This window comes from Arthrobacter sp. UYP6 (assembly GCF_040547315.1).
Lineage (GTDB): Bacteria > Actinomycetota > Actinomycetes > Actinomycetales > Micrococcaceae > Arthrobacter_B.
This window is the reverse complement of the sequence record NZ_JBEPPM010000009.1, coordinates 144,349-166,284: the sequence shown is the minus strand read 5'-3', so window position 1 is coordinate 166,284 and position 21,936 is coordinate 144,349. Positions and strand designations below refer to the sequence as shown.

Sequence of the window (21,936 nt, the reverse complement as noted above, 5' to 3'; positions counted from 1 at the left end):
ATACTGGTCCTTGAAGTCCTGGGTAAAGGGGTAGCCGCTGGGCATCGCATCGCTCCTGTAGTTTCAGAGCGTTGCACTGACCATATGACTCTGCCTAGCCCAAGTGACACCAACGCGACACTCGATCAGTCCGGAGCCACTGCGGAATCCGCGGCAGGAAAATCAGCGACGCCAAGCCGCCGGATGGCCCACGGACCAAGCACTGCACCGCTAAGGATCAACGCCCCGGAAACCAGGCAGGCGGCCTGCCAGGAACTGAACTCATAGAGCATACCGGCGGCAAGGGCTCCGACAGCCGCGCTGAGCAGGCCCACGGCTGTGTAGACGCCCATGACAGTGCCGACACTGGCCGGCACCGCTTCGGCAACAACTGCCTGTTCGACCGGCATTAGCACGGCCCAGGCCACACCGCTCAGGATCCACAGCCCCGAGATCAGCACCGGACTGGTTGCCCACGCCAGTGATACGGCGAAAACCGTACTGAAAACCGACGCAGCAATGACTGCGCGGCTCCTGCCTATGCGGAGGACAACTTTGTGCAGCAGCGGCGGCAGGACCATCAGGGCAAGAGCTCCGGGAAGAAAAACGTAGGCCGCCTGGATGACGCCAAGACCGAAACCACGCTGCAGGTGCAACAGCAGCAGGATGGAGACGGCCGCTTCAGCTACGGCGGTCGTAGCTGAAGCAATCAGCATCGGCCGCACCCGCCGGGCAACAGTCCGGGTTGCGGCACCCGCCCCGCCGGCCACTGTCCCACCTGCGTCGCCGCCGACCGCCCCGCCGACAGCGCCACCTACCGCTCCCTCAAACGTTCCCGCAGCCGTTCCCGCGCCAACCGGCTCCCCGGCCAGCCGCGCAGGGCTCGTGAACAGCGCCACGGCACCGATCAGGCAGGCAACGCCGCATCCTGCCAGTACCGGAGCGAACAGGTTTATCTGGCCAAGCAGCATCAGCCCGGCCACAAAAGCGATCCATGAACCGGTGGCCTGCACGGACATCAACCGCGCAAAAACTTCGGGGTCGGCAGCCAGCCTCTCGCTCACAATGGCCCGCAGGGACACCCACAGGACGGCTCCGCCAATACCGCCCACCACGGCGGCGGCAAAGGCCATCGGCAGGGAATCCGCCAGCGCATATCCGCAGCAGGACAGCCCGTAGATCGCGGCGCCCACACCGGCGAGGTTCCGCCGTTCCCTGCTGTCGGCCAGCCGTCCTGCCAGTGGCCGGACGAGAACCGAGACCAAGAGTTCCGCCGCGATCAGCAGCCCCACCTGCGAGGCGTCTGCCCCAAGGGCAATTCCAGCCCACAACGGAATGAGGAAATCAATCAGCTCAGCGGGGCCGTTGGTGAGTCCGGCAGCGAGCAATGCAGACCGTTCCCGCCGCAGCACGTTGCGAGGTTCCCCGGACACCGTTTTCGCAGACATCGCCTGAGCATAGGGAAGCGCGCGGCTGCAGGCAAGGAACCGCACGTTAGCCCTCCCCCGGCAGGGCGGGGCAGGAACGCAGCGCGGCCGAGAGGGAGCGCCTGCGGGAGCCGCGACCTCGGTCAGCTCAGGGGCCGGCTCGAACTCGCGGCGATCGCCCGCTGGCGCCCGCCCTCCCCGCCGGACCGACCGCCGTCGGCCGCCGAAGTCAGGATGGCCGCAGCAATATTGTCCGCATCCCGCAGCGTCCGGGCACCGGCTCCGGCAGGAGAACCCGCTTCAGCTGCAATAGCGGTGCCCCACTGCACCGATGAGAGCTGCAGACCCAGCACGTACAGGCCCTCCTGCGGTTCACCGCTGATGCCCACCGGCCGGTATGGCGGCAGGGTGACGTCCAGGCCGGGCGTCACCACGGCGGTGCCGTCCCCGGCCATCATGACCTTGGGCCGGGCCAGTCCGTCGCGGAGCATTCCGGACAGCAGCGGGGAGATGTTCCGATCCACGCGGTTGGCCGGCATCATGGCCTCGACCAGGGTCTTCGCCGCGTACTCGGTGCCGGACCAGGGCGAGACGCCGGTGAACACGCCGCGTGCCTCATCCACGTCGAAGCGCGGGTCCGGACCCACAAAGTGCACCAGGCCTGCCCGCACCAGGGCAGCCAGCTGTTCAATCCGCTCCGTCGGCGGGCCGCTGGCCAGCCCCTCCACCAGCGGCTCGAACCAGCCGCGCAGCTCGGTCAGCCAGGAGGCCTCGGCCAGCCCGCCGTCGGCCACTACCGCCTTGAGCATCGTGCGCCCGGCGTTCAGCGCGCCGATCGCCATCTTCAGCGGATCATCCTCGCCGGCGGCTGACCCGGCTGCGTCGTCCTCCAGGTAGGCGAGGACGGCGTCGTCGAGATCCTTCGCCCCGGCGTACGGGCGGCGTCCCAGCGGCTGCGCCAATGCTTCCAGGTTGGTGCGCCGTGCTGCCGGAACACAGCGGTCCAGGACCGCTTCCTTGGAGGCATCCCATTCGGGCCCGGGAAGGTCCAGCGCCCCGCGCAGCTCGGCCAGGAACTGCTCCGCCGGTTCCAGCAGTTCCTCCGGCGCCATGCGGGCCAGCGTCGAGTAGTAAGCCCAGACGGCGTCGCGGTGCAGCAGCGGCCAAAGGTCGTGGTCAAAACCCGGCAGGATGCCCTGGTTCCGGAACGAGGTGGCGGCTTCTTCAGTGAAGTAACGCAGCTGCACGCTGCGCGGCACGTAGGTATCCAGCTTGGCTTTCGCCCGGTACGGCGTCCCCCGTCGCGAGGCGGCCACCAGGACCGGTTCCCGCCCGCTGCGCTCATAGCGCAGTGCGCGCCCGGCCGGACCGCCGGCGATAAAGCGGCCGCCGCGTCCGGTGGTCACCTGGATCATGATGTCGAAGAAGTTCAGTCCGAGCCCGCGGACAAGCACGGGTTCGCCCGCCGGGAACACACTGAAGTCCACGTCCGAGGGAACCGCCGGCGGCAGATAACGCAGGTTGTGGCGGTCGGCGGCGTTCCGCAGCCGGTCCTGATCCGCACTCAGCGCCGCGGGCAGATGCCCCAGGGCGAGGACGACGACGTCGGCCGCGAGCGGGCCTTCGCCGGCCACCTCGAGTACCCAGCCCGCACCCGTTTCCGGTCTGGTGAGGCCGAGGACTTCGGAGCGGACGTGCCCCAGTTCCACGCCGGCGGCGAGCGCAGCGTCCTGAAGCCGGGCAAAGGTCCATTCGAGATACCGGCCGTACACGGCACGGCTGGGAAAAGATCCGGGCGTCAGCCCGGCCAGTTCTTCCTGATCAGCAGCGGGCAGTTCCGTACCGGCGCCGGTTTCCGTCATCAGCATCCGCCACTGGTCGAAGGACAGGCCCGACGGCGATGCCGCCAGCCCGGCGGCGGTGGCCCCCGCCGGAACCACGGTGGGGAACAGACAGGGCGTGTTCATGAGGAATAACCGGGACTGGCCGGTGCGCCAGACATGACCCGGACCGGGGTTGAAAGGGTCAATGACGGTGATTTTCAGGGCGGGCCGGCTCTGTGCCGGCAGCGCCAGGTATCCGGCCAGCGTGCGTTCCACAACAGAGATCCCCCGCGGGCCCGCTCCGATCACGGCCACTTGGAAGCTCTGCGTGGTATTGGTCATGCTTCAAGAGTATCTGGCCGGTAGCCGCACCATATCGGCAGCCGGGCAGAAGCCGCCACTTCTCAGACCAGGAACACCACCAAGAAGATCAGCAGCACAAAGCCGGTCAGGATCCAGAACCAGGTGTACAGCCGCTGCCGGCGCTGCATTTCAGCGGCCGGAATCCGGTACAGCTGAAACGCCAGCCAGAACAGCACGGAGGCGGCAGCAATGCCCACCAGCATCAGTGTGAGGACAAAAGGGCTCAGGGCGAACCTCCGCACTTCTGGACGGCCGGGATGCCGACTCAGGAAGGCGGCACTATCCGCCGCCGGTCCGGGAACTCTACAACGCCGTGCCGCGCCCGGGACATCCTTCGAGCCGAAGCTAGGCCGCCGCCGTGGGAGACGCCCCTAGGATGGGCACATGAGAACCTCGACTCCTGATCTGTCCGCCGGGCCCTTTGCCGATGATGAGTTCCTGTGGCTGGAGGACATCTACGGAGACAGGCAGCTGGATTGGGTGCGCGCGGAGAATGAGGTCACGGAGGATCTGCTCTCCGAAACCGGCTTCGAGCGCACCGAAAAGCGGCTGCTTCAGGTCCTTGACTCCACTGACCGCATTCCGATGGCGGCCAAGCGGGGCGAGCATTACTACAACTTCTGGCGCGACGCCGAGCATCCCAAGGGCCTGTGGCGCCGCACCACCTGGGAAAGTTACTGCACGCATGACCCGGAGTGGGAAGTCCTTCTGGACGTGGATGAGCTCAGCCGCACCGAGGACATGGAATGGGTCTGGGGCGGTTCCGCGTTCCTGCGCCCCACCGACGGCGGCCCGTACCGGCGGGCGCTGGTGGTCCTCTCCCCCGACGGAGGCGACGCAGCCCGCTACCGCGAGTTCGACGTCGTCGACCGCGTTTTTGTCCCCGGCGGCTTTGACATTCCCGCTGCAAAAAACCGCATCAGCTGGGCCGGTCCGGACGAGCTGTACGTCGGCACCGACTTTGGCCCCGGCTCCATGACCAGCTCCTCCTACCCGCGCACCAGCCGGATCCTGCGCCGCGGAATGCAGCTCGCCGACGCCGCACCCTATTTCGAAGTACCCGAAGACCACATGATGGCGGTGGTGGCGCACGACCAGACGCCCGGTTTTGAACGTGACCTCGCGGTGGACATCGTGGACTTCTACCACAGCTCAACCTTCCTGCGCCGGGATGATCAGTGGGTGCGTCTGGACGTGCCGCTGGACGTGAATGTTGATGTACACCGGCAGTGGCTGGTGCTGCGCCCCCGCACCGACTGGACACTGGACGGATCGGAGTACCCCGCCGGCTCGCTGCTGGCAGCGGATCTGGAAGCCTTCCTGTCCGGCAGCCGGAACCTGGTGACGCTGTTTACTCCGGATCCGGCCACCTCCCTGCAGTCCTGGAGCTGGACCCGGGATTATCTGCTGCTAAATCTGCTGCGCGATGTCTCCTCGCAGATCTCTGTGCTGGATCCGGCCAACGACTGGACGGCGGCGGCCCTGGATGCCTGTCCCCCGCTGCACAGCGTTGATGCCTACGCCGTGGACGATGAGGACGAGGAAGCCGGCAACGACTACTGGCTCATCAGCACCGGTTTCCTGACGCCGTCCACACTTTCCCGCGGAACCCTCGGGCAGCCGGCGGGCGGGGCGGCCGCGGTGGTGAAGGAATCGCCGTCGTTCTTTGACGCCTCCTCGGCCACCGTGGAACAGCACTTCGCCGTGTCCGCGGACGGCACCAAAGTGCCCTACTTCCAGGTGGGCCCGAAGGACCTGGTGCTCGACGGCGGCAACCCCACGCTGCTGAACGGTTACGGCGGTTTTGAACAGGCCCTGACTCCGGCCTACAGCGGGATGGTGGGCCGCGGCTGGCTGGAGCGCAGCTTCACCGACGATGCCGGGATGAAGCGTTCGGGCGTGTATGTGCTGGCGAACATCCGCGGCGGCGGCGAATACGGCCCGGAGTGGCATCGGGCTGCGCTGCAGGAGAACCGGCACCGCGCCTATGAGGATTTTGCCGCGGTGGCGCAGGACCTGATCTCCCGCGGCGTCACGGTCCGGGAACATCTGGGCTGCACCGGACGCAGCAACGGCGGGCTGCTGGTCGGCAACATGCTCACCACGTATCCGCATCTCTTCGGTGCGGTGTCCTGCGGCGTGCCGCTGCTGGACATGCGCCGCTACACCAAGCTCTCCGCCGGGCACTCCTGGATTGCCGAGTACGGCGACCCGGATGACCCGAAGCAGTGGGAGTTTGTGCAGACCTTCTCGCCGTACCATCTGCTCAAGGAGGACGCCGACTATCCGCCCACGCTGATCTGGACGGCCACCAGCGATGACCGCGTGGGGCCGGTGCAGGCCCGGAAGATGGCGGCGCGGATGAAGGGCATGGGGGTGGAAAAGGTCTGGTTCCATGAGGCGTTGGAGGGCGGTCACGCCGGAGCCTCGGACAACCGCCAGGCTGCGCGGATGTACGCCATGTCCTATGAGTTCCTGTGGGAGGCGCTGACGGGGCGTCTGGGATGAACCGTTGAGTAGCGAACCGCACGGGTTCGTCGCCGCCATGTACCAAGCCGGTTCCAATGGGCCGTGACCCGGTCCGAGATGCGTATGCCGCCAGGGCGCTGGAATACCAGGCCGCCCTGGGGCGGATCGACGCTACCCACCCGGCCGACCGCAGCCTGGTGGCATCCTGGGCGGCTGGTCTGACCGGGCCCGTGATCGATGCCGGATGCGGTCCCGGACATTGGACCAAATACCTGAGCGATCTCGGAGCCCACGCCGAGGGAGTGGATACGGTCCCTGAGTTTGTTGCCCTGGCCGGAGCCCGTTTCCCCGATGTTGCCTTTTCCGAAGGGACGTTCTTCAGCCTCGGAGTCAGCGACGGCTCAGTCGCCGGGGTTCTGGCCTGGTATTCGCTCATCCATCTGGATCCCGCCGATGTTCCTGTTGTCTTCGAAGAGTTTGCCCGCTGTCTCCGCCCTGGCGGGCACCTGCTGGTGGGGTTTTTCGAGGGCGCCGCAGTGGAAACGTTCCCGCACGCTGTAGCGCCGGCCTACACCTGGCCGGTGGACGAGCTTGCCGGCCACCTGCTTGCCGCCGGTTTCACCGTTCGTGAGGTCCAGTCAAGGACGGATCCCGGACAGCGGCCCCACGCCGCCATCGCCGCACAACGCCTGCAGTCCAGCGTCATGGGTCGCCACCCGGGCCGGTGACGTTTTGCTCTTACCCGCCCCTTATGGGTAGTCTTGTCAGGCTGGCAGCGGAAGCTATCAGACAGCATTTGGAGACGTGCCAGAGCGGCCGAATGGGCTTCACTGCTAATGAAGTGTGGGCCTAAAGCCCACCGGGAGTTCAAATCTCCCCGTCTCCGCGCTAAAACCCCCGGGCAACCGGGGGTTTTTTTGTTTCTGTCGCCGGTCCCCCGTTTCGGACTATGTTGGGCACATTCACCATGCAGCTTTAGCTGGCTCCTCGACCAAGAAGGAATCCAATGGAAATGCGCCTCCTGGGCCACAGCGGCACCATCGTCAGCAACTACGCGCTCGGAACGATGACCTTCGGCAACGAATCCGACCAGCATGTCTCCCATGCCCTCCTGAACACCTACGTCGAAGCCGGCGGCAACTTTATCGATACCGCTGACGTCTACACTGCGGGGGCCTCCGAGGAAATTGTCGGCCACTGGCTACAGGCACGCCCGGAGACGGCGAAGAACATGGTGCTCGCCACCAAGGGCCGGTTCCCGATGGGTGACGGCCCGAATGATCTGGGCACGTCCCGCCGGCGCCTGCGCCAGGCACTGGATGCCTCCCTGAAGCGGCTGGGCGTGGACCACATCGACCTCTACCAGCTGCACGCCTGGGATCCGCTCACGCCGCTGGAGGAAAGCCTGGGGTTCCTCCAGGATGCCGTCACGGCGGGTAAGATCAGCTACTACGGGCTCTCCAACTTCACCGGCTGGCAGCTGACCAAAGCGGTGTTTACGGCACGTGCCCGCGGCTGGAACGAGCCCGTGACCCTGCAGCCGCAGTACAACCTTTTGGAACGCGAAATCGAGTCCGAAGTGGTGCCGGCAGCGCTCGACGCCGGGCTGGGCCTGCTGCCTTGGTCGCCTCTCGCAGGCGGCTGGCTTACCGGCAAGTACCGCCGCGAGTCGGTTCCGGCAGGAACCACCCGGGTGGGAGACAACCCCACCCGCCAGTTCCAGGGCTGGGACGTGCGCAGCAACAATGAACGCACCTGGCAGATCCTGGATGCGCTCAAAGCCATTGCCCGTGCGCATCAGGCCAGCCCGGCCCAGGCTGCCCTGGCCTGGCTTGCGGCACAGCCCGGGGTTACCTCGGTGATTCTTGGTGCCCGCACGGTTGAGCAGCTCAGCGACAACCTGGGGGCGGCTTCCGTCCGGCTCACAGCCGCAGAGCAGCGGAAGCTAACTGATCTCAGTCAGCCAGTCGTCGGGAATTATCCTTACGGGGCTGACGGCCTCAACCAGCGCTCCCGGCAGCTATCGCAGGGTACGGCCCAGAACTAGAAGTCTTCCGGCCGAAGGTCCTTGACCCATTTGCTGATTTCGTCTTCTGCAGGCGCGGCAGGAGGCTTGGCTGCCGATTCCCTGTGGGCTTTCCCGGCAGGAGCGGTGGGGCCCTCCGGCGCAGCAGTTTTGTCCCGCGCGGCAGTTTTATCCGGCGCGTCAGTTTTATCGGGCGCAGCGGCCTGGTCCGCATCCGGGGCAGGGGTTCTCTCACGTGCAGCGGCTGCGTCCGGCGCCAGGGCCTGGTTGCCGTTGTCCACGCTAGGGTTCGGACCGGTCACCGTGGTGCCATCTTCTGCAGCATCGTTGGCCGCTTCGGGCGAGGGCACGGAGCTTGATCCGCCCGTCGCCGGTGCCGGTGAAGCCGGCCGGGGAGGCTGATAGGGCTGCGGATGCGTAGCGAGGTTTTCTACGGCCGTCCCTGCCGCACGGATTCCAACTCCAGTGAACTGCACGTAGAGCTTGACGGCCTTTATGGGTTGTCCCTGCGCAATTGCGGCATACACCTGCTGGTGCGCAGCTGAGTCCAAGCGGGCGTTGGCCTCACGTGCTGCCTCAACAGACGTCCGAGGCCCCGCCGGTGCAGCGCCGGGCACGCGCTTCTTGGGTGACCGCTGCGGCTTTGCTTCCTGTTTCGGATTTGCGCTGCCCTCCGCCGAGGGTTCACCACCTGCCTGCTTTTTCCTGCGCTGGGCGCGGCTCATCACAAAATTCACCACAACAATGGCCACGACAAACAGAACAATCACCAGGAACTCCATATACCGATCCTATCTTTGCCCGCGGCCCGGGCACCTTCGTGCCGGTATATTGACGTGCAACCGGACCGCCGATCACTGGAGATGCCATGAGCCCGACCACTTCCCTGCGTTCGCTGCGCGTACACATTGCGGATGGAGTTGCCGAAGTCGAACTCACCGGGCCATCCAAGGGAAACGCGATGGGCCCGGACTTCTGGAAGGAACTCCCCGAAGTTTTCGCTGCACTGAGCGACGATGAAGCAGTGCGGGCCGTCCTGCTCTACGGCTCCGGCGGAAACTTCAGCTACGGGTTGGACCTGCCGGCCATGGCGCCCGTTTTTGCTCCGTTGCTGGCTGCCGGCGGAATGGATGCGCGCCGGCGGGAAGGCTTCCGCCGCAGCATTAAGGACCTGCAGGATGCTGTCAGTTCCCTGGCCCGGTGCTCCAAGCCGGTCATTGCGGCGGTTGACGGCTGGTGCATCGGCGGCGGAATCGATGTCATTGCCGCCGCAGACATCCGCATCGCCTCCCCCTCCGCCATGTTCAGTGTGCGTGAGGTGAAGGTGGCCATCGTGGCGGATCTTGGGTCCCTCCAGCGCCTTCCGGGCATCATCGGCGCGGGACCCGCCCGGCACCTTGCCCTGACCGGAGAGGATTTCGGTGCCGGGCGCGCCGCCCAGCTTGGCCTGGTCACGGAACTGGCCGACGACGTCGTCGCCCGGGGACGCGAACTGGCCGGCGTGGTTGCCGCGAATCCTCCTTTGGTGGTGCAGGGAGTGAAGCACGTTATGAACCACGGCGAGGAAACATCCGTCCAATCAGGCCTGGACTACGTGCAGCTCTGGAACTCGGCATTTCTGGCCAGCCGAGACTTTCACGAGGCAGCCACTGCCTTCGCCGAGCGCCGCCCAGCTGTCTTCACCGGCGGCTGAGTGCTTTCCCTCCAGGGGAACTTGCTGAAACAACCGACCATTAGGATGGATGGATGGCTGTTACAGACGAAGCGATCACCAAGATCAAGGACATGCTCATCTCAGGTGAGCTCAAGGCAGGTGACCGGCTTCCGCCCGAAAAGGACCTCAGCGAGCGCCTAGGCCTATCCCGCAGCTCCATGCGTGAAGCCGTCAAGGCACTTGAACTGATTCGTGTACTTGATGTCCGCCGGGGTGACGGCACCTACGTGACCAGCCTCGAACCGCAGCTGCTAACCGAAGCCATGGCCTTTGTGGTGGAACTGCATCAGGACAAATCGGTACTTGAGCTTTTCGAGGTCCGGCGTATCCTCGAACCCGGATCGGCGTCCCTGGCCGCGCAACGGATAACGGAGGTTCAGCTCGCAGAGCTGAACGCCACCTTGCACACCGTGCAGGAGGACACTTCGGTGGAGGACTTGGTTGCACATGACCTGGCGTTCCACAGCCTTATCGCAAAGGCCTCCGGAAATTCCTACTTGGAGAGCCTGCTGGACGGGCTCTCCAGCAGCACCGTCCGCGCGCGGGTCTGGCGCGGGCTGACCCAGGACAAGGCGGTCTCGGCCACCCTCGCGGAACACACTGCCATTGCCGCTGCTCTGTCCCGGGGCGACGCAGAGCTGGCCCGCGCCCTCATGACGGTCCATGTCAGCGGTGTAGAGAACTGGCTGCGGCAGTCACTCTGACCGTCCGAACGCACCGACACGAATGCCCCGCCTGCAGTTCCCAGGCGGGGCATTCGTGGTTTCGGCTGCTGGCTACTCGTAGAGGTTGGGCTTGATCTCGTCCGAATCAATATTCTCGGCGTCGTACCAGTAGAAGCCGGTGTCGATCACCTTTTCCACCTTCTCGCCCTTGGCGGCTGCCACGGCGGCCTTGACCGTTTCGTAGCCGATTCCCACCGGATTCTGTGTCACGGCACCGGCCATGGTGCCGTCCTTGATCGCGTCTATCTGCGCCTTCCCGGAGTCGAACCCAACAATGGTCAACTTGCCCTTGAGGTTCAATTCCTTGACGGCATTGACGACGCCGATGGCCGAGCCTTCATTGGTTCCGTACATTCCCGCCAGATCGGGATGCGCCGCGATGATTGCCTTGGCAGCGTCAGTTGACTTCAGCTGGTCGCCGTCGCCGTACTGCACGTCTACAACCTCAATATCCGGAGCGTTCCCCTCCATCCATTCCAGGAAACCGTCCCGGCGGTCCGTACCGGACTTCGAGGTTTGGTCGTGGGCGATGACGGCGATTTTCCCCTTGCCGCCAATCAGGTCCGCCAGGTGTTTGGCTGCCTCGGCGGCGGCAGCCTTGTTGTCCGTGGTGGCAGTGGCTACGGGAATGTCGCTGTCAACGCCGGAGTCGAAGGCCACCACGGGAATGTCCTTGGACTGGGCCTCTTCGAGCAGCGGGGTGGCCGCCTGGCTGTCCAGTGCAGCGAAGCCGATGGCGGAGGGGTTCTTGCCCAGCGCCGTGGTCAGCATTTGGATCTGCTGGTCAACGTTGGTTTCCTTATCCGGACCCTCGAAGGTGATCTCGACATCGAATTCCTCCGCCGCCTGATCCGCGCCCTGCTTCACTGCCTGCCAGAACTGGTGCTGGAATCCCTTGGACACTACCGCGATATAGGGCTTGCCGCTGTCGGCGTCGGCGCTGCTTTCGGTACTTTCGCAGGCGATCATGGTGAACATCAGTGCAGCCACGGCAGTGACTGCCGCGAACTTTTTCCGGATCATTTCTTAAACTCCCTTGTTGAAGAACGGTGAAGAACTGCTGAAAAGAACCGAGGCTGCTGCCCCGGACAACCCTTGAGGGCGCGCTACGTGGTGTTGTCCTTCCGGCGCAGCATGTCGAGATAGACGGCCGCGAGTATAACAACGCCGATCGCCACGTTCTGCCACTCCTGCGGTACGGAGATCACCCGGAGCCCGTTGGTCATGACGGACATGATCAGCGCACCGATAACAGTGCCGATGATCGAGCCCTTGCCTCCTGCCAATGAGGTTCCGCCGATAACTACGGCGGCAATGGCCTGCAGCTCATACCCCATGCCCTGTCCGGGCTGGGCTGAGTTGAGTCTCGCCGCAATGATCACGCCGGCGAGTCCGGTGAAGGATCCGGCAAGCGTGTAGATGAGCAGCTTCCATTTGCGCACGTTGATTCCGGAAAGCGCGGTGGCTTCCTCGTTGCTGCCGATGGAGAAGGTGTAGCGGCCGATCAGTGTGCGGCTGAGCACGATACCAGCGATGACCGCCGCCGCGAAGAAAATGAAAACGGCGTTCGGGATCACCAGCCCTGCGATCGGTTTGCCCAGCGCAAGGGCGCTGAATCCGGGGGTGTCGTTGAAGTAGATCGGTTTGGTTCCGGAGATCACCAGGGCCAGCCCCTGGGCCACCATCATCATGGCCAGCGTGGCGATAAAGGGCGGGATCTTCAGGTAGGACACAAAGAATCCGTTGACCGCCCCCATCAGGGCGCCGGCCACGATACCGCCGAGGACACCGAAGATCAGGGGCAAGCCAAGGTTAGTCAACACCACGCCGGTCATCACCGAGCACAGGCTCATACCTGTGCCGACGGAGAGATCAATGCCGCCCGTGACAATCACAAAGGTGGCGCCTAGGGCCAGAAGCCCGATGACGACGGTGGAGAGCAGGATGTCGGAGAGGTTGGTGGGCTGCAGGAACCGGGGGTTTAGGATGCCAAAGAGGATCACCAGGACAATCAGCGAGCCGAATGCCATCAGCTGCTGCAGCGAGGTTTGGAACCGGACGCGCAGGCCCGGGCTGGTCATCGCCATAGCGTTCCGAAGCCTTCCGGGACCTCCCGGAGGCTGTGGACTGCTAGTCGGAGCCGCTGGTGCTTTGTTAACCGTGCTCATGCTGCTGAGGCTCCTTTGCCTTGTGTGGCCAGTTCCATGATGATTTCCTGCGTGGCCTCGGAGTTTTCGAGGACACCGGTGATGCGGCCTTCGCTCATCACCACTATGCGGTGGGACATGCGCAGAACTTCGGGGAGCTCGGAGGAGATCATGATGATCGATTTCCCGGCCGCGGCGAGTTCGTTCAGCAGGGCGTAAATCTCGTCCTTCGCGCCGACGTCGATACCCCGGGTCGGCTCATCGAAGATGAGGATGTCGCAGTCGCGGAAGAGCCACTTTGCGATAACCACTTTCTGCTGGTTTCCGCCGGAGAGATTCTTGGCGCTCTGCCGGATGCCGGGGGTCTTGATGCGTAGCTGCTGCACGGAAGCAGCGGCTTGGGCGCGGATTGCTTTGGATTTCACGAATCCGGCCCTGCTCAGGGTTGGAAGGGACGTCACCACGATGTTCTCCGCGACGCTGCGTTCAAGCATCAGGCCCAGGTGTTTGCGGTCTTCGGAAAGGTAGCCGATGCCCAGCGTCGCGGCAGCCGCCGGCGTGGAGATCTTTACCTCGCGACCCCGCAGGTGAATGTTTCCCGCAGTGGTCCGATCAGCTCCAACGATGGCCCGGGCGACTTCGGTGCGTCCGGCACCCATGAGACCGGCGAATCCCAGGATTTCGCCGGGATGCAGGTCGAAGCTGACATCCTCGAGCAATGACTTGGTACTGAGCCCGCGGACGCTGAGCAGCGGAGCACCGCTGACCGGAGTTTCCTCGGGACGCTGGTCTGTCTTCACCTGGCGCCCCACCATCAAGGGGATGACTTCGCGCATGGTTGTAGCGGCAGTATCCACAGTGTCCACGTATTCGCCGTCTCGGATGACCGTAATCCGCCCGGAGATGGCCTTGAGTTCGTCCATCCGGTGGGAGATGTAGATGACGCCGGTCTCCGCGGTGGTGAACTGCCGGATGAGCCGGTGCAGAGCTGCCACCTCTGCGTCGTTCAGCGCCGCCGTTGGCTCATCCATGATCAGGACGCGCACCGAATCCCAGGAAAGGGCCTTGGCGATTTCCACCATCTGCTGGCGTGCGACCGTCAGCTGGGAGACGGGCTGCCGCGGGTCCAGGTCAATCCCGATCCGGTCGAAAAGCTCCTGCGCCTGCCTGTTCAGTGCGCGCTCATTAAGGAAGGGGCCAGTGCGCGGCTCCCGTCCGATATAGATATTCTGGGCCACGGTCAGGTCCCGCATCAGGTGGAATTCCTGGTGGATGATACTGATTCCCAGGTCCTGTGCGTGGCGGGGGCTGCTCACAGTGATCCTCTCCCCGTTCAGCGTGAAGCTGCCGGCGTCGGGTCTCTCGATGCCGGAGAGCAGCTTCATGAGTGTGGACTTGCCCGCGCCGTTCTCCCCCACAAGCGCCAGAACCTCGTTGTGCCGCAGGTTCAGATGCATGTCATCAAGCGCCTGGACGCCGGGGAATGCTTTGCTGATCCCCTGTACTTCCAGTAGATAGTCACTCATGGCTGCCTGCTTTCATTTCATCCGCTGTTTTCCGCTGTGTTTCGGCCGCCGGCAGCCGATATATCCGCTCGGCGTTTGTGCCCATAACCGCTGCCTGCCCTGCCGGGCCCAGTTCGGCGGCCAGCGCCTCGATTACGCCCAGCGTCTCGGTGTACTGATGCGCGCCGCTGACCGGCCAGTCGCTGCCGTAGAGCAGCCTCTGCGGGCCAAAGGCGTCCAGGGAAATGTTCCATGCCCGGCCCAAGGCTTCGGTGGTGTACTTAGTTCCGGGAGTGCGCAGTCCAGAGACCTTGGCAAAGACGTTGGGTAGTTCCGCTGCCTGTCGCAGCTGCCGTTCCCAGCGCTGAACCTCCTCAGCTCCGGAGGCGCGGGGTGGTTTCCCCAGATGGTCTACGACGATCCTCAATCCGGGGAGCGCCGCAGCCAGCGCGGCGACCTGGTCCAAGTGGTCGGGAAAGGCATCCGGAATATCGAAGGTGAGCCCGGCATCGGCCACGAGGGAAAGTGAAGCCCGTACGGCGGGAAGCTGCAGGAATCCGGACCGTGGATCGTCGTGGATCAGGTGCCGCACGCCCACGAAGACAGGGTCTCCGGCCCAGGTGACCAGCTGCCCGGCCGCGACGTCAGGGGTGTCCAGCTGGACCCAGCCCACCACGCCCCGCACGAAGCTGTGCCTGGCCGCAGCATCCAACAGGAACGCCGTGTCGCGGGTGCTGTCCTCGGCCTGCACCACAATGGCGCCGTTGATTCCGGCATCTTGGAGAAGGCCTGACGCTTCATCAGGCAGGAAACTGCGGCGCAGCGCCGGCTCGGATCGTTCCAGCCAGCGGTACTCTCCGTCGGCGAGGTCCCATATATGCAGGTGCGCGTCGATCCGCGGTGGCCGCACAAGAGGGTCAGCTCCGGCAGCCGGGGGGTTCAAAATGTCAGGATGTATGTGGAATTAGCTCCTCCGCGGTCAGCGCGTCCCACAGGCCTTCGGAGACCGTGGACTGCATCCGGGAAGCGTTTTGCACTGCCTGGGCAGCGCTGGAAGCACCGGCAACTACGGCCACCACGGCCGGATGGCGAAGGCTGAAGTGCAGCGCTGCGGTGGGCAGGTCAGTGCCGAACTGCTGGCAGATCGCGGCGATGCGCACCGCTTTGGCCTGCAGGTCCGCGGAGGCCGGAGCGTAGTTGAAATGGGATCCCGCGCTGACCTGATGCCGGGCGAGAATGCCGGAGTTGTAGACGCCCGCGTTCACCACCTGCACGCCCTTCTCCAGACACCGCGGCAGCAGCTCCTTGGCCGCGGACTGGTCAAGCAGCGTGTAGCGGCCGGCGAGCATGATGTAATCCAGCTCTGCGGCTTCCACACAGGCCAGCAAGGTTTCGGCTGAGTTGGCGCCCACGCCGATGGCACGGACCGTTCCTTCTGCGCGTAGCTTCTCAAGTGCCGGAAGCCCTTTCTCGATCCCGGCGGTGAGGTCGTAGGCATCCGGATCGTGAAGGTAGACAATGTCTGCCTTCGCCAGGTCCATCCGCTCCAGGGACTCCGCCAGCGAACGGCGGATACCTGCTTCGCTGGGATCCCACTCGCGCTTGAGCCGGGCCGGCACGGCGAAACCTTCGTCGTCGCTCTCACCGCCGGAGAACAGCGGGTTCTCCACCAGCAGACGGCCCACTTTAGTGGATACCAAGAAGTCCTCTCGGGGACGGTCTGCCAGGAACCGGCCCAGCCGCTGTTCGGATAGGCCCAGCCCGTAGTGTGGCGCGGTATCAAAGTATCGGCTGCCGCCGTCCCAGGCTGCCTGCAGAGCGCCGGCAGCATCCGTGTTGGATATTTCCCGGTACAGGTTGCCGATGCCGGCACATCCAAATTCGAGGCGGCCCAGCCCGACGCCGGTCAAGGAAGTTCCCAGACTTGGGCGATGCCTCGGTCGGTGCCGGAATAGTCGTCCTGAACGTCCAGCAGCTCCGCCATCTGTGTCTGCCAGGGCAGGTTCGCCGGATGGGAGGCGAGGAACCGGCGCATAGCTGCATAGTCGTCGGCCTCCACCACGTGGAAGAGGTCCAGCCCGTCTCGCCAGATCCGCCAACTGGAAACGCCGGCCATCCGCATGGCGGCGTCAAGGTCCTCCGGGATACGAGCGTGCACGGCGTCGTACTCCGCTTCCCGTCCCGGTTTCAGCCGTGTATGCAGTGCGATGCGTTCCATATCAGTGCGCCATCTCCTTTTCGCTTCCGGTGGTCCAGGCCGGTCCGTCCGGAAAAGCGTACGTTTGCAGCGTCGCTTCAAGCATTTGGGATCCGCCGCCAGGGGAGAGCGGCGGCCAGTAGCGCCCGCCGCGGACCTCCACTGGCGTAACAAAATGTTCATGAAGGTGGTCCACGTACTCGATGACGCGGTCTTCCTTCTCTCCGGAGACCGCTATGAAGTCAAACATGGATAGGTGCTGAACCGCTTCACAGAGACCCACTCCCCCGGCGTGGGGGCAGACCGGGACCCCGAATTTTGCGGCCAAGAGCAAAATCGCAATATTCTCGTTGACCCCGGCCACGCGGGCTGCGTCAATCTGCAGGACCTGCAGCGAGCCGGCCTGCAGCATCTGCTTGAAGACCACCCGATTGGCCACGTGTTCGCCGGTCGCTACCCGTACCGGGGCAATCGCCCGGGCAATGGCAGCGTGGCCAAGGACGTCATCGGGGCTTGTGGGTTCCTCCACCCAGGCAAGGTCAAAGGGGGCAAGCTGCCGGATCCATTCGACGGCGGTGTCCACGTCCCAACGTTGGTTCGCATCCACGGCAATCCGCACATCGGGACCAACCGTTTCGCGGGCGGTCTTCAGCCGGCGGATGTCGTCGGAGAGGTCCGAGCCAACCTTGAGCTTGATCTGCTTAAAGCCGTCCCTCACCGCTTCGGCGGAGAGCCGGATCAGCCGTTCGTCCGAGTAGCCAAGCCAGCCCGGGGTGGTGGTGTATCCGGGGTATCCCTCCGCAATGAGCGCGTCTTCGCGTTCCTTCCGCCCCGGCACCGCGTCCCTGAGGATGCCCAGCGCATCTTCGGGAGTCAAGGCGTCGCTGAGGTAGCGGAAGTCCACCAGATCCACGATTTCCTCGGGACTCATCCGGGCCAAAAGCTGCCAGAGCGGCAGGCCCGAGCGCTTCGCCTTCAGATCCCACAGTGCGTTGACCACGGCCCCGATGGCCATGTGCATCACGCCCTTTTCCGGGCCGAGCCAGCGGAGCTGCGAATCATGGACCATCATCTTCCACGTGCTGCCCATGTCCGCGAGCAGGTCTTCGCAGTTCCGGCCCAGCAGGTGGCCGGACAGAGCCTGGATTGCGGCCGCTTCAACCTCGTTGCCACGGCCGATGGTGAAGACAAAACCGTGCCCTTCCAGGCCATCGGGGCTGTCGGTGCGGATCACTAGATATGCCGCGGAATAGTCGGGATCAGGGTTCATCGCGTCCGATCCGTCCAGTTCCCTGGAAGTCGGAAAGCGGACGTCGCTGGTCTCGACGGCGGTAATGGTGCTCACGTTCGGCTCTCCCGTAGTTAATGATGGTTGGATGGCGCTGCAACGAAGCTAAACATCGGATGTCTATGTTGTCAATTAGTGTTTTTGCCGTAGACTCTGGCCCAGAACCCCAGATAGCTCGGATGTTCCCGCCGCGCACGGCCTGTCGATACGGCCAGCCCGGCGGGCTCCGCAGCGCACCACGCGGCAAGGACGGAACAATGAAATTTGTACGGTTAGGCACCGCCGGAAATGAGCGTCCGGCCGTCCTCGCGGCTGATGCCGAAGGTATCGAGCGGACGTATGCTCTGGACCCGCTGACGGCTGAGGTCGACGGCGCTTTCCTCGCTTCGGGAGGAGTGGAGGCTACCCGGCGCGCACTGGCCGTCGGCATGCTTCCGGAAGTCCCCGCCGCGGACCAGCTGCGGATCGGCGCTCCGATTGCCCGGCCCGGGTCCATCATCTGCATCGGCATGAACTATGCCGCCCACGCCGCGGAATCCGGAGCCAACCCGCCCCGCGTCCCTGTCGTTTTCCTTAAACCGGCAAACACCATCGCCGGCCCGTACGACCCCGCGCCCCTTCCACCTGGTGCCCTTAAGTACGACTGGGAAGTAGAGCTGGGTGTCGTCATCGGCCACCGGGCCCTGTACCTCGCTTCCCCCGAAGACGCCGCCGGGGTAATCGCGGGATACGTAGTGGCCAATGACCTCTCCGAGCGCGCCTATCAGCTGCCCGGCGAGGCAGGCCAATGGACGAAGGGCAAGTCCCTGCCTGCCTCAACCCCGGTGGGCCCGTGGCTAGTGCCCGCCGATGAGGTGGATCCGACAGCACTGGGGATCCGCAGCCGGGTCAACGGCGAGGTGCGGCAGGATTCCAAGACGGCGGATATGCTCTTCGATCCCGCCGTCCTGGTCCATCACCTGAGCCAGTACATGCTGCTTGAACCCGGCGACCTCATCCTTACGGGAACTCCGGAAGGCGTGGCTCTCTCCGGGCGATTCCCGTACCTTTCGGCGGGGGACATTGCCGAGCTGGAAATCGACGGCCTTGGTACCCAGCGGCAGGAGTTCTTTCCTGCCCTCCCCGGAGCCGCCCCAAAGACAGGAGATGCACAATGAGCATGGAAATGACTGGCCTTTCCGCAATCGTCACGGGAGGGGCTTCCGGGCTCGGAGCGGCGATTGCCGACCGGCTGGCAGGGCTCGGTGCCCGGGTGGCGGTGCTGGATCTCAACCCGGCGGCGGCGGGTAGCAGCCCGCATCTGTGCCTTGCCTGCGATGTCAGCGATGATGCCTCGGTGCGTGCCGCCGTCGCCCAGGCTGCAGAGGCGTTCGGCGGCCTGGACGTGGTCATCAATAATGCCGGGATCGGCGCTCAGGGAACTGTGGAAGCCAATGGAGACGACGAGTGGAATCGGGTCTGGGACGTCAACGTGATGGGAATCGTCCGGGTAACCCGGGCGGCTCTGCCCTGGCTGCGGCGTTCCTCCGCGGCGGCCGTCGTGAACACCTCTTCAATCGCTGCCACCGCTGGTCTTCCGGAGCGCGCCCTGTACAGCGCCACAAAGGGTGCAGTGCTGTCCCTCTCACTGGCCATGGCCGCCGACCATCTTCGCGAAGGCATCCGGGTCAACGCGGTTAATCCCGGAACGGCCGATACGCCTTGGGTAGGCAGGCTCCTGGACTCGGCGGTGGATCCGGCTGCCGAACGGGCAGCGCTTAACGCACGCCAGCCCCATGGGCGGCTGGTCTCGGCCGACGAGGTAGCCGGTGCCGTCGCGTATCTGGCCAGCCCGCTTTCCGGCTCGACGGCGGGAACGTCACTGGCAGTCGACGGCGGTATGCAAGGACTGCGCCTGCGCCCCCTGCCGGCGCAGGAGCCAGTCCAGGCCCCGGCGTAGGGCCGACCTCCTCCCAGCCGTGCCGCCTGACCGACGCCGATCTCCGCCGCCCCGGGCGGGCAGTATCACAGGCGTCCAATACCAGCCGGCGCCGGCTAAGGGCTATGCCTTCAGCGCCAGGACAAAAGGCAGCACGGAAGCCGCGCCGGCCTGCCTGAGCACCCGGCCGGCTTCGGTCAGGGTCCAGCGGCTGTCCGCAAAGTCATCCACCAGCAGAACCGGGCCGGGGTTAGCCGCGAACCAGGCCGCTCCCTCCTCGGGAACCGCAAACTGGTCCCAGACCGAGGCCAGCCGGAAGGCGCTGTTGCCGCCGGGCCCGCCCGTAGGTCCGCCGTGCGGCAACTGCAGGGCACCCAAGTACGGGATCCGGCCCAGTGTTGAGATGCCGTGCGCCAAGGACCCAACCAGCTGCGGCCGGGAACGGGACGGGATGCTGACCACGGCCACCGGACGTTCCGTCCACCCCCACTGCGCCAGCACCTGCACGCATCCCTTCAGCAGGGCGTCATCCACGGTGGTGTCCGCAGCCTCCGGGCCGAAGATTTCCCGCAGCCGGCCGCCCCAGCCGAGGTCGGTCAGGCGGGCGAGCGCCCGTCCCGTGGACAATGCCAGCTCGGGCTTGATCTTCCCCTTCACCGGAACACCTAACCGGTCCATACCTGAGGGATACATACCGCGCGGATCAACGTCCACCCCCACCCGGCTGAGCGCCTGGCCGGCGCTGTCAGTGGCCTCTTCCGCCACCTCTCCGGAGAACCACCGTCCGGCGCAGTTGTCGCAGCGCCCGCACGGGGCAGCTGCGGGATCATCAAGCTGGACAGACAGGAACTCCATCCGGCAGCCCGTGGTGCTTTCGTAGTCCAGCATGGCCTGCTGTTCGCGAACCCGGGCCGCGGAAATCCGCTCGTACCTCTCCCGGTCATAGGTCCACGGTTCCCCGGTACCGCGCCAGCCGCCGGAGACCCGCTCCACCGCACCGTCCACAGCCAGGACCTTCAACAGCAGCTCCAGCGGGGAGCGCTTCAGGTTCACCCGTGTTTCCAGGGCTCCGGTGGACATGACGGCGCCGGATGCCAGCTCGGTCAGCACGGCGTTGGCCGGGCCTTCCGCCGGCATGGAAGACGTGGCGAAATACTCCCAGATGTCCTTGTCCTCGGCACCGGGCAGCAGCAGCACATCAGCACTCGGGGTCCCGCGGCCGGCACGTCCCACCTGCTGGTAATACGCCACGGGCGAGGACGGAGCACCGAGGTGGACAACAAAGCCCAGGTCCGGCTTGTCGAAGCCCATCCCCAACGCACTGGTGGCTACCAGCGCCTTGACCTCGTTGTTCTTCAAGGCTGCTTCAGCCTGCTCCCGGTCCGCCGGGTCAGTGCGTCCGGTGTAGGCCAGAACCGGGTGCCCGGCCTGCTGCAGCAGCCGGGCAGTGTCCTCCGCCGCGGACACCGTGAGCGCATAAATGATCCCGGACCCGGGCAGCTCATCAATATGTGTCAGGAGCCAACCCAACCGTGCCTTGGCAGTGGGCAGCCGCAGGACACCCAGGCGAAGGGATTGCCGGGCGAGGGCGCCGCGGATGGTGAAGACGTCCTCACCGCCGGAGGCCAGCTGTTCCTCAATGTCCTTCACCACGCGGGAGTTGGCGGTGGCCGTAGTCGCCAGGACCGGCACCGAGGCCGGAAGCTGTTCAATCAGGCTGCGGATCCGCCGGTAGTCCGGGCGGAAGTCATGACCCCAGTCCGAAATGCAGTGCGCTTCATCAATCACCAGGAGCCCGGAGCGGCGGATCAGCTCGGGCAGATGGGTTTCCCGGAAACCCGGGTTGTTCAGCCGTTCGGGCGAGACGAGAAGGACATCCACCTCATCACTGTGGAGCTTGGCTGAGATGTCCTGCCACTCCAGCTGATTGGCGGAGTTGATTGCCACGGCGCGTACGCCGGCGCGGGCAGCGGCAGCCACCTGGTCACGCATCAGTGCCAGCAGTGGAGAGACGATCAGAGTGGGACCGGCGCCGCGGGCACGCAGCAGCAGGCTCGCGACGAAGTAGACAGCCGACTTGCCCCACCCGGTGCGCTGAACCACCAAAGCGCGCCGGCCGCCGGCGACAAGCGCCTCAATGGCCTCGTACTGGCCCTCATGAAACTCCGCAGCGTCATTGCCCACCAGCGCCCGGAGCAGGCCAGTGGCTTCAGCACGCAGGCCTGGAACGGCATCGGCGGAGTCCTCACGGCCGGGACCGCGATTATCCTCCGGCTCAGTATCACTAACAGTGTGATCAGGCGCAGTGTGATCAGGAGCAGTGTGGTTGTCTTGCTGGAATTCCATACCTTCCAC

Annotated in this window: 19 protein-coding genes and 1 tRNA gene; 8 read left to right on the top strand and 12 right to left on the bottom strand. The window is 65.0% G+C overall.

Annotated elements, in window-relative coordinates:
* Nucleotides 1-125: 125 nt before the first annotated feature.
* From ABIB35_RS09805 to ABIB35_RS09795, 3 genes are all read right to left on the bottom strand, one after another.
* Complete coding sequence (locus ABIB35_RS09805; protein ID WP_354180958.1) at nt 126-1,427, bottom strand: MFS transporter; 1,302 nt, start codon at nt 1,425-1,427, stop codon at nt 126-128.
* Between the two features lie 122 nt (nt 1,428-1,549).
* Nucleotides 1,550-3,571 (bottom strand): FAD/NAD(P)-binding protein, encoded by a 2,022-nt coding sequence (locus tag ABIB35_RS09800; protein WP_354180956.1) that lies wholly within the window; start codon nt 3,569-3,571, stop codon nt 1,550-1,552.
* A 62-nt stretch (nt 3,572-3,633) separates the two neighbouring features.
* A complete protein-coding gene (locus ABIB35_RS09795; protein WP_354180954.1) occupies nt 3,634-3,789 on the bottom strand; it encodes a hypothetical protein in 156 nt (51 codons plus the stop codon).
* A gap of 187 nt (nt 3,790-3,976) precedes the next feature.
* Here ABIB35_RS09795 and ABIB35_RS09790 point away from each other — a divergent pair, with 187 nt between their 5' ends.
* From ABIB35_RS09790 to ABIB35_RS09775, 4 genes are all read left to right on the top strand, one after another.
* Nucleotides 3,977-6,100: a prolyl oligopeptidase family serine peptidase gene (locus tag ABIB35_RS09790; protein WP_354180952.1), complete on the top strand. Its 2,124-nt coding sequence runs from the start codon at nt 3,977-3,979 to the stop codon at nt 6,098-6,100.
* Nucleotides 6,101-6,156: 56 nt separating this feature from the next.
* Nucleotides 6,157-6,789: a class I SAM-dependent DNA methyltransferase gene (locus ABIB35_RS09785; protein ID WP_354180950.1), complete on the top strand. Its 633-nt coding sequence runs from the start codon at nt 6,157-6,159 to the stop codon at nt 6,787-6,789.
* A 70-nt stretch (nt 6,790-6,859) separates the two neighbouring features.
* Nucleotides 6,860-6,947 (top strand) — tRNA-Ser (locus ABIB35_RS09780).
* 120 nt (nt 6,948-7,067) lie between these two features.
* Nucleotides 7,068-8,108 carry an aldo/keto reductase gene (locus ABIB35_RS09775; RefSeq protein ID WP_354180948.1) on the top strand — a complete coding sequence of 347 codons (1,041 nt, stop codon included), beginning with the start codon at nt 7,068-7,070 and terminating at the stop codon, nt 8,106-8,108.
* Here the strand turns inward: ABIB35_RS09775 and ABIB35_RS09770 are convergent.
* Nucleotides 8,105-8,869, bottom strand: coding sequence for a hypothetical protein (locus tag ABIB35_RS09770; protein ID WP_354180946.1), 765 nt, complete (start codon nt 8,867-8,869; stop codon nt 8,105-8,107). The genes ABIB35_RS09775 and ABIB35_RS09770 overlap by 4 nt on opposite strands.
* 86 nt (nt 8,870-8,955) lie before the next feature.
* On the opposite strand from ABIB35_RS09770, the gene ABIB35_RS09765 reads away from it, so the two are divergent.
* Together ABIB35_RS09765 and ABIB35_RS09760 are read left to right on the top strand one after the other, a co-directional pair.
* Nucleotides 8,956-9,780: a crotonase/enoyl-CoA hydratase family protein gene (locus ABIB35_RS09765; protein WP_354180944.1), complete on the top strand. Its 825-nt coding sequence runs from the start codon at nt 8,956-8,958 to the stop codon at nt 9,778-9,780.
* Nucleotides 9,781-9,833: 53 nt separating this feature from the next.
* Nucleotides 9,834-10,505, top strand: coding sequence for a FadR/GntR family transcriptional regulator (locus tag ABIB35_RS09760; RefSeq protein ID WP_354180943.1), 672 nt, complete (start codon nt 9,834-9,836; stop codon nt 10,503-10,505).
* A 72-nt stretch (nt 10,506-10,577) separates the two neighbouring features.
* Here ABIB35_RS09760 and ABIB35_RS09755 read toward each other — a convergent pair whose 3' ends face one another.
* The 7 genes from ABIB35_RS09755 to ABIB35_RS09725 all read right to left on the bottom strand — a co-directional run bounded on the left by ABIB35_RS09755 (nt 10,578) and on the right by ABIB35_RS09725 (nt 17,720).
* A complete protein-coding gene (locus tag ABIB35_RS09755) occupies nt 10,578-11,549 on the bottom strand; it encodes an ABC transporter substrate-binding protein (RefSeq protein ID WP_354180942.1) in 972 nt (323 codons plus the stop codon).
* Between the two features lie 83 nt (nt 11,550-11,632).
* Nucleotides 11,633-12,607 (bottom strand): ABC transporter permease, encoded by a 975-nt coding sequence (locus tag ABIB35_RS09750; protein ID WP_354180941.1) that lies wholly within the window; start codon nt 12,605-12,607, stop codon nt 11,633-11,635.
* An 83-nt stretch (nt 12,608-12,690) separates the two neighbouring features.
* Entirely contained in the window at nt 12,691-14,199 is a 1,509-nt protein-coding gene (locus ABIB35_RS09745) for a sugar ABC transporter ATP-binding protein (RefSeq protein WP_354180939.1), read from the bottom strand.
* Nucleotides 14,192-15,121, bottom strand: coding sequence for an amidohydrolase family protein (locus ABIB35_RS09740; RefSeq protein WP_354180938.1), 930 nt, complete (start codon nt 15,119-15,121; stop codon nt 14,192-14,194). Before ABIB35_RS09740 ends, ABIB35_RS09745 begins: the two co-directional genes overlap by 8 nt.
* 4 nt (nt 15,122-15,125) lie before the next feature.
* The gene (locus ABIB35_RS09735) at nt 15,126-16,088 is read right to left on the bottom strand and encodes an aldo/keto reductase (RefSeq protein ID WP_354180936.1); all 963 of its coding nucleotides are present in this window, start codon (nt 16,086-16,088) and stop codon (nt 15,126-15,128) included.
* The gene (locus tag ABIB35_RS09730; protein ID WP_354180934.1) at nt 16,085-16,396 is read right to left on the bottom strand and encodes an L-rhamnose mutarotase; all 312 of its coding nucleotides are present in this window, start codon (nt 16,394-16,396) and stop codon (nt 16,085-16,087) included. The genes ABIB35_RS09735 and ABIB35_RS09730 overlap by 4 nt, the downstream gene beginning before the upstream one ends.
* A gap of 1 nt (nt 16,397) precedes the next feature.
* On the bottom strand, nt 16,398-17,720 hold the full coding sequence (locus ABIB35_RS09725; RefSeq protein ID WP_354180933.1) for an L-fuconate dehydratase: 1,323 nt from the start codon (nt 17,718-17,720) through the stop codon (nt 16,398-16,400).
* 200 nt (nt 17,721-17,920) lie between these two features.
* Between ABIB35_RS09725 and ABIB35_RS09720 the strand changes: the two genes are divergently transcribed.
* Both ABIB35_RS09720 and ABIB35_RS09715 read left to right on the top strand, forming a co-directional pair.
* Nucleotides 17,921-18,820 carry a fumarylacetoacetate hydrolase family protein gene (locus ABIB35_RS09720; protein WP_354180932.1) on the top strand — a complete coding sequence of 300 codons (900 nt, stop codon included), beginning with the start codon at nt 17,921-17,923 and terminating at the stop codon, nt 18,818-18,820.
* A gap of 2 nt (nt 18,821-18,822) precedes the next feature.
* Entirely contained in the window at nt 18,823-19,602 is a 780-nt protein-coding gene (locus ABIB35_RS09715; RefSeq protein WP_354180974.1) for an SDR family NAD(P)-dependent oxidoreductase, read from the top strand.
* Nucleotides 19,603-19,704: 102 nt separating this feature from the next.
* Here ABIB35_RS09715 and ABIB35_RS09710 read toward each other — a convergent pair whose 3' ends face one another.
* On the bottom strand, nt 19,705-21,927 hold the full coding sequence (locus ABIB35_RS09710; protein ID WP_354180930.1) for a RecQ family ATP-dependent DNA helicase: 2,223 nt from the start codon (nt 21,925-21,927) through the stop codon (nt 19,705-19,707).
* Nucleotides 21,928-21,936 lie beyond the last annotated feature (9 nt).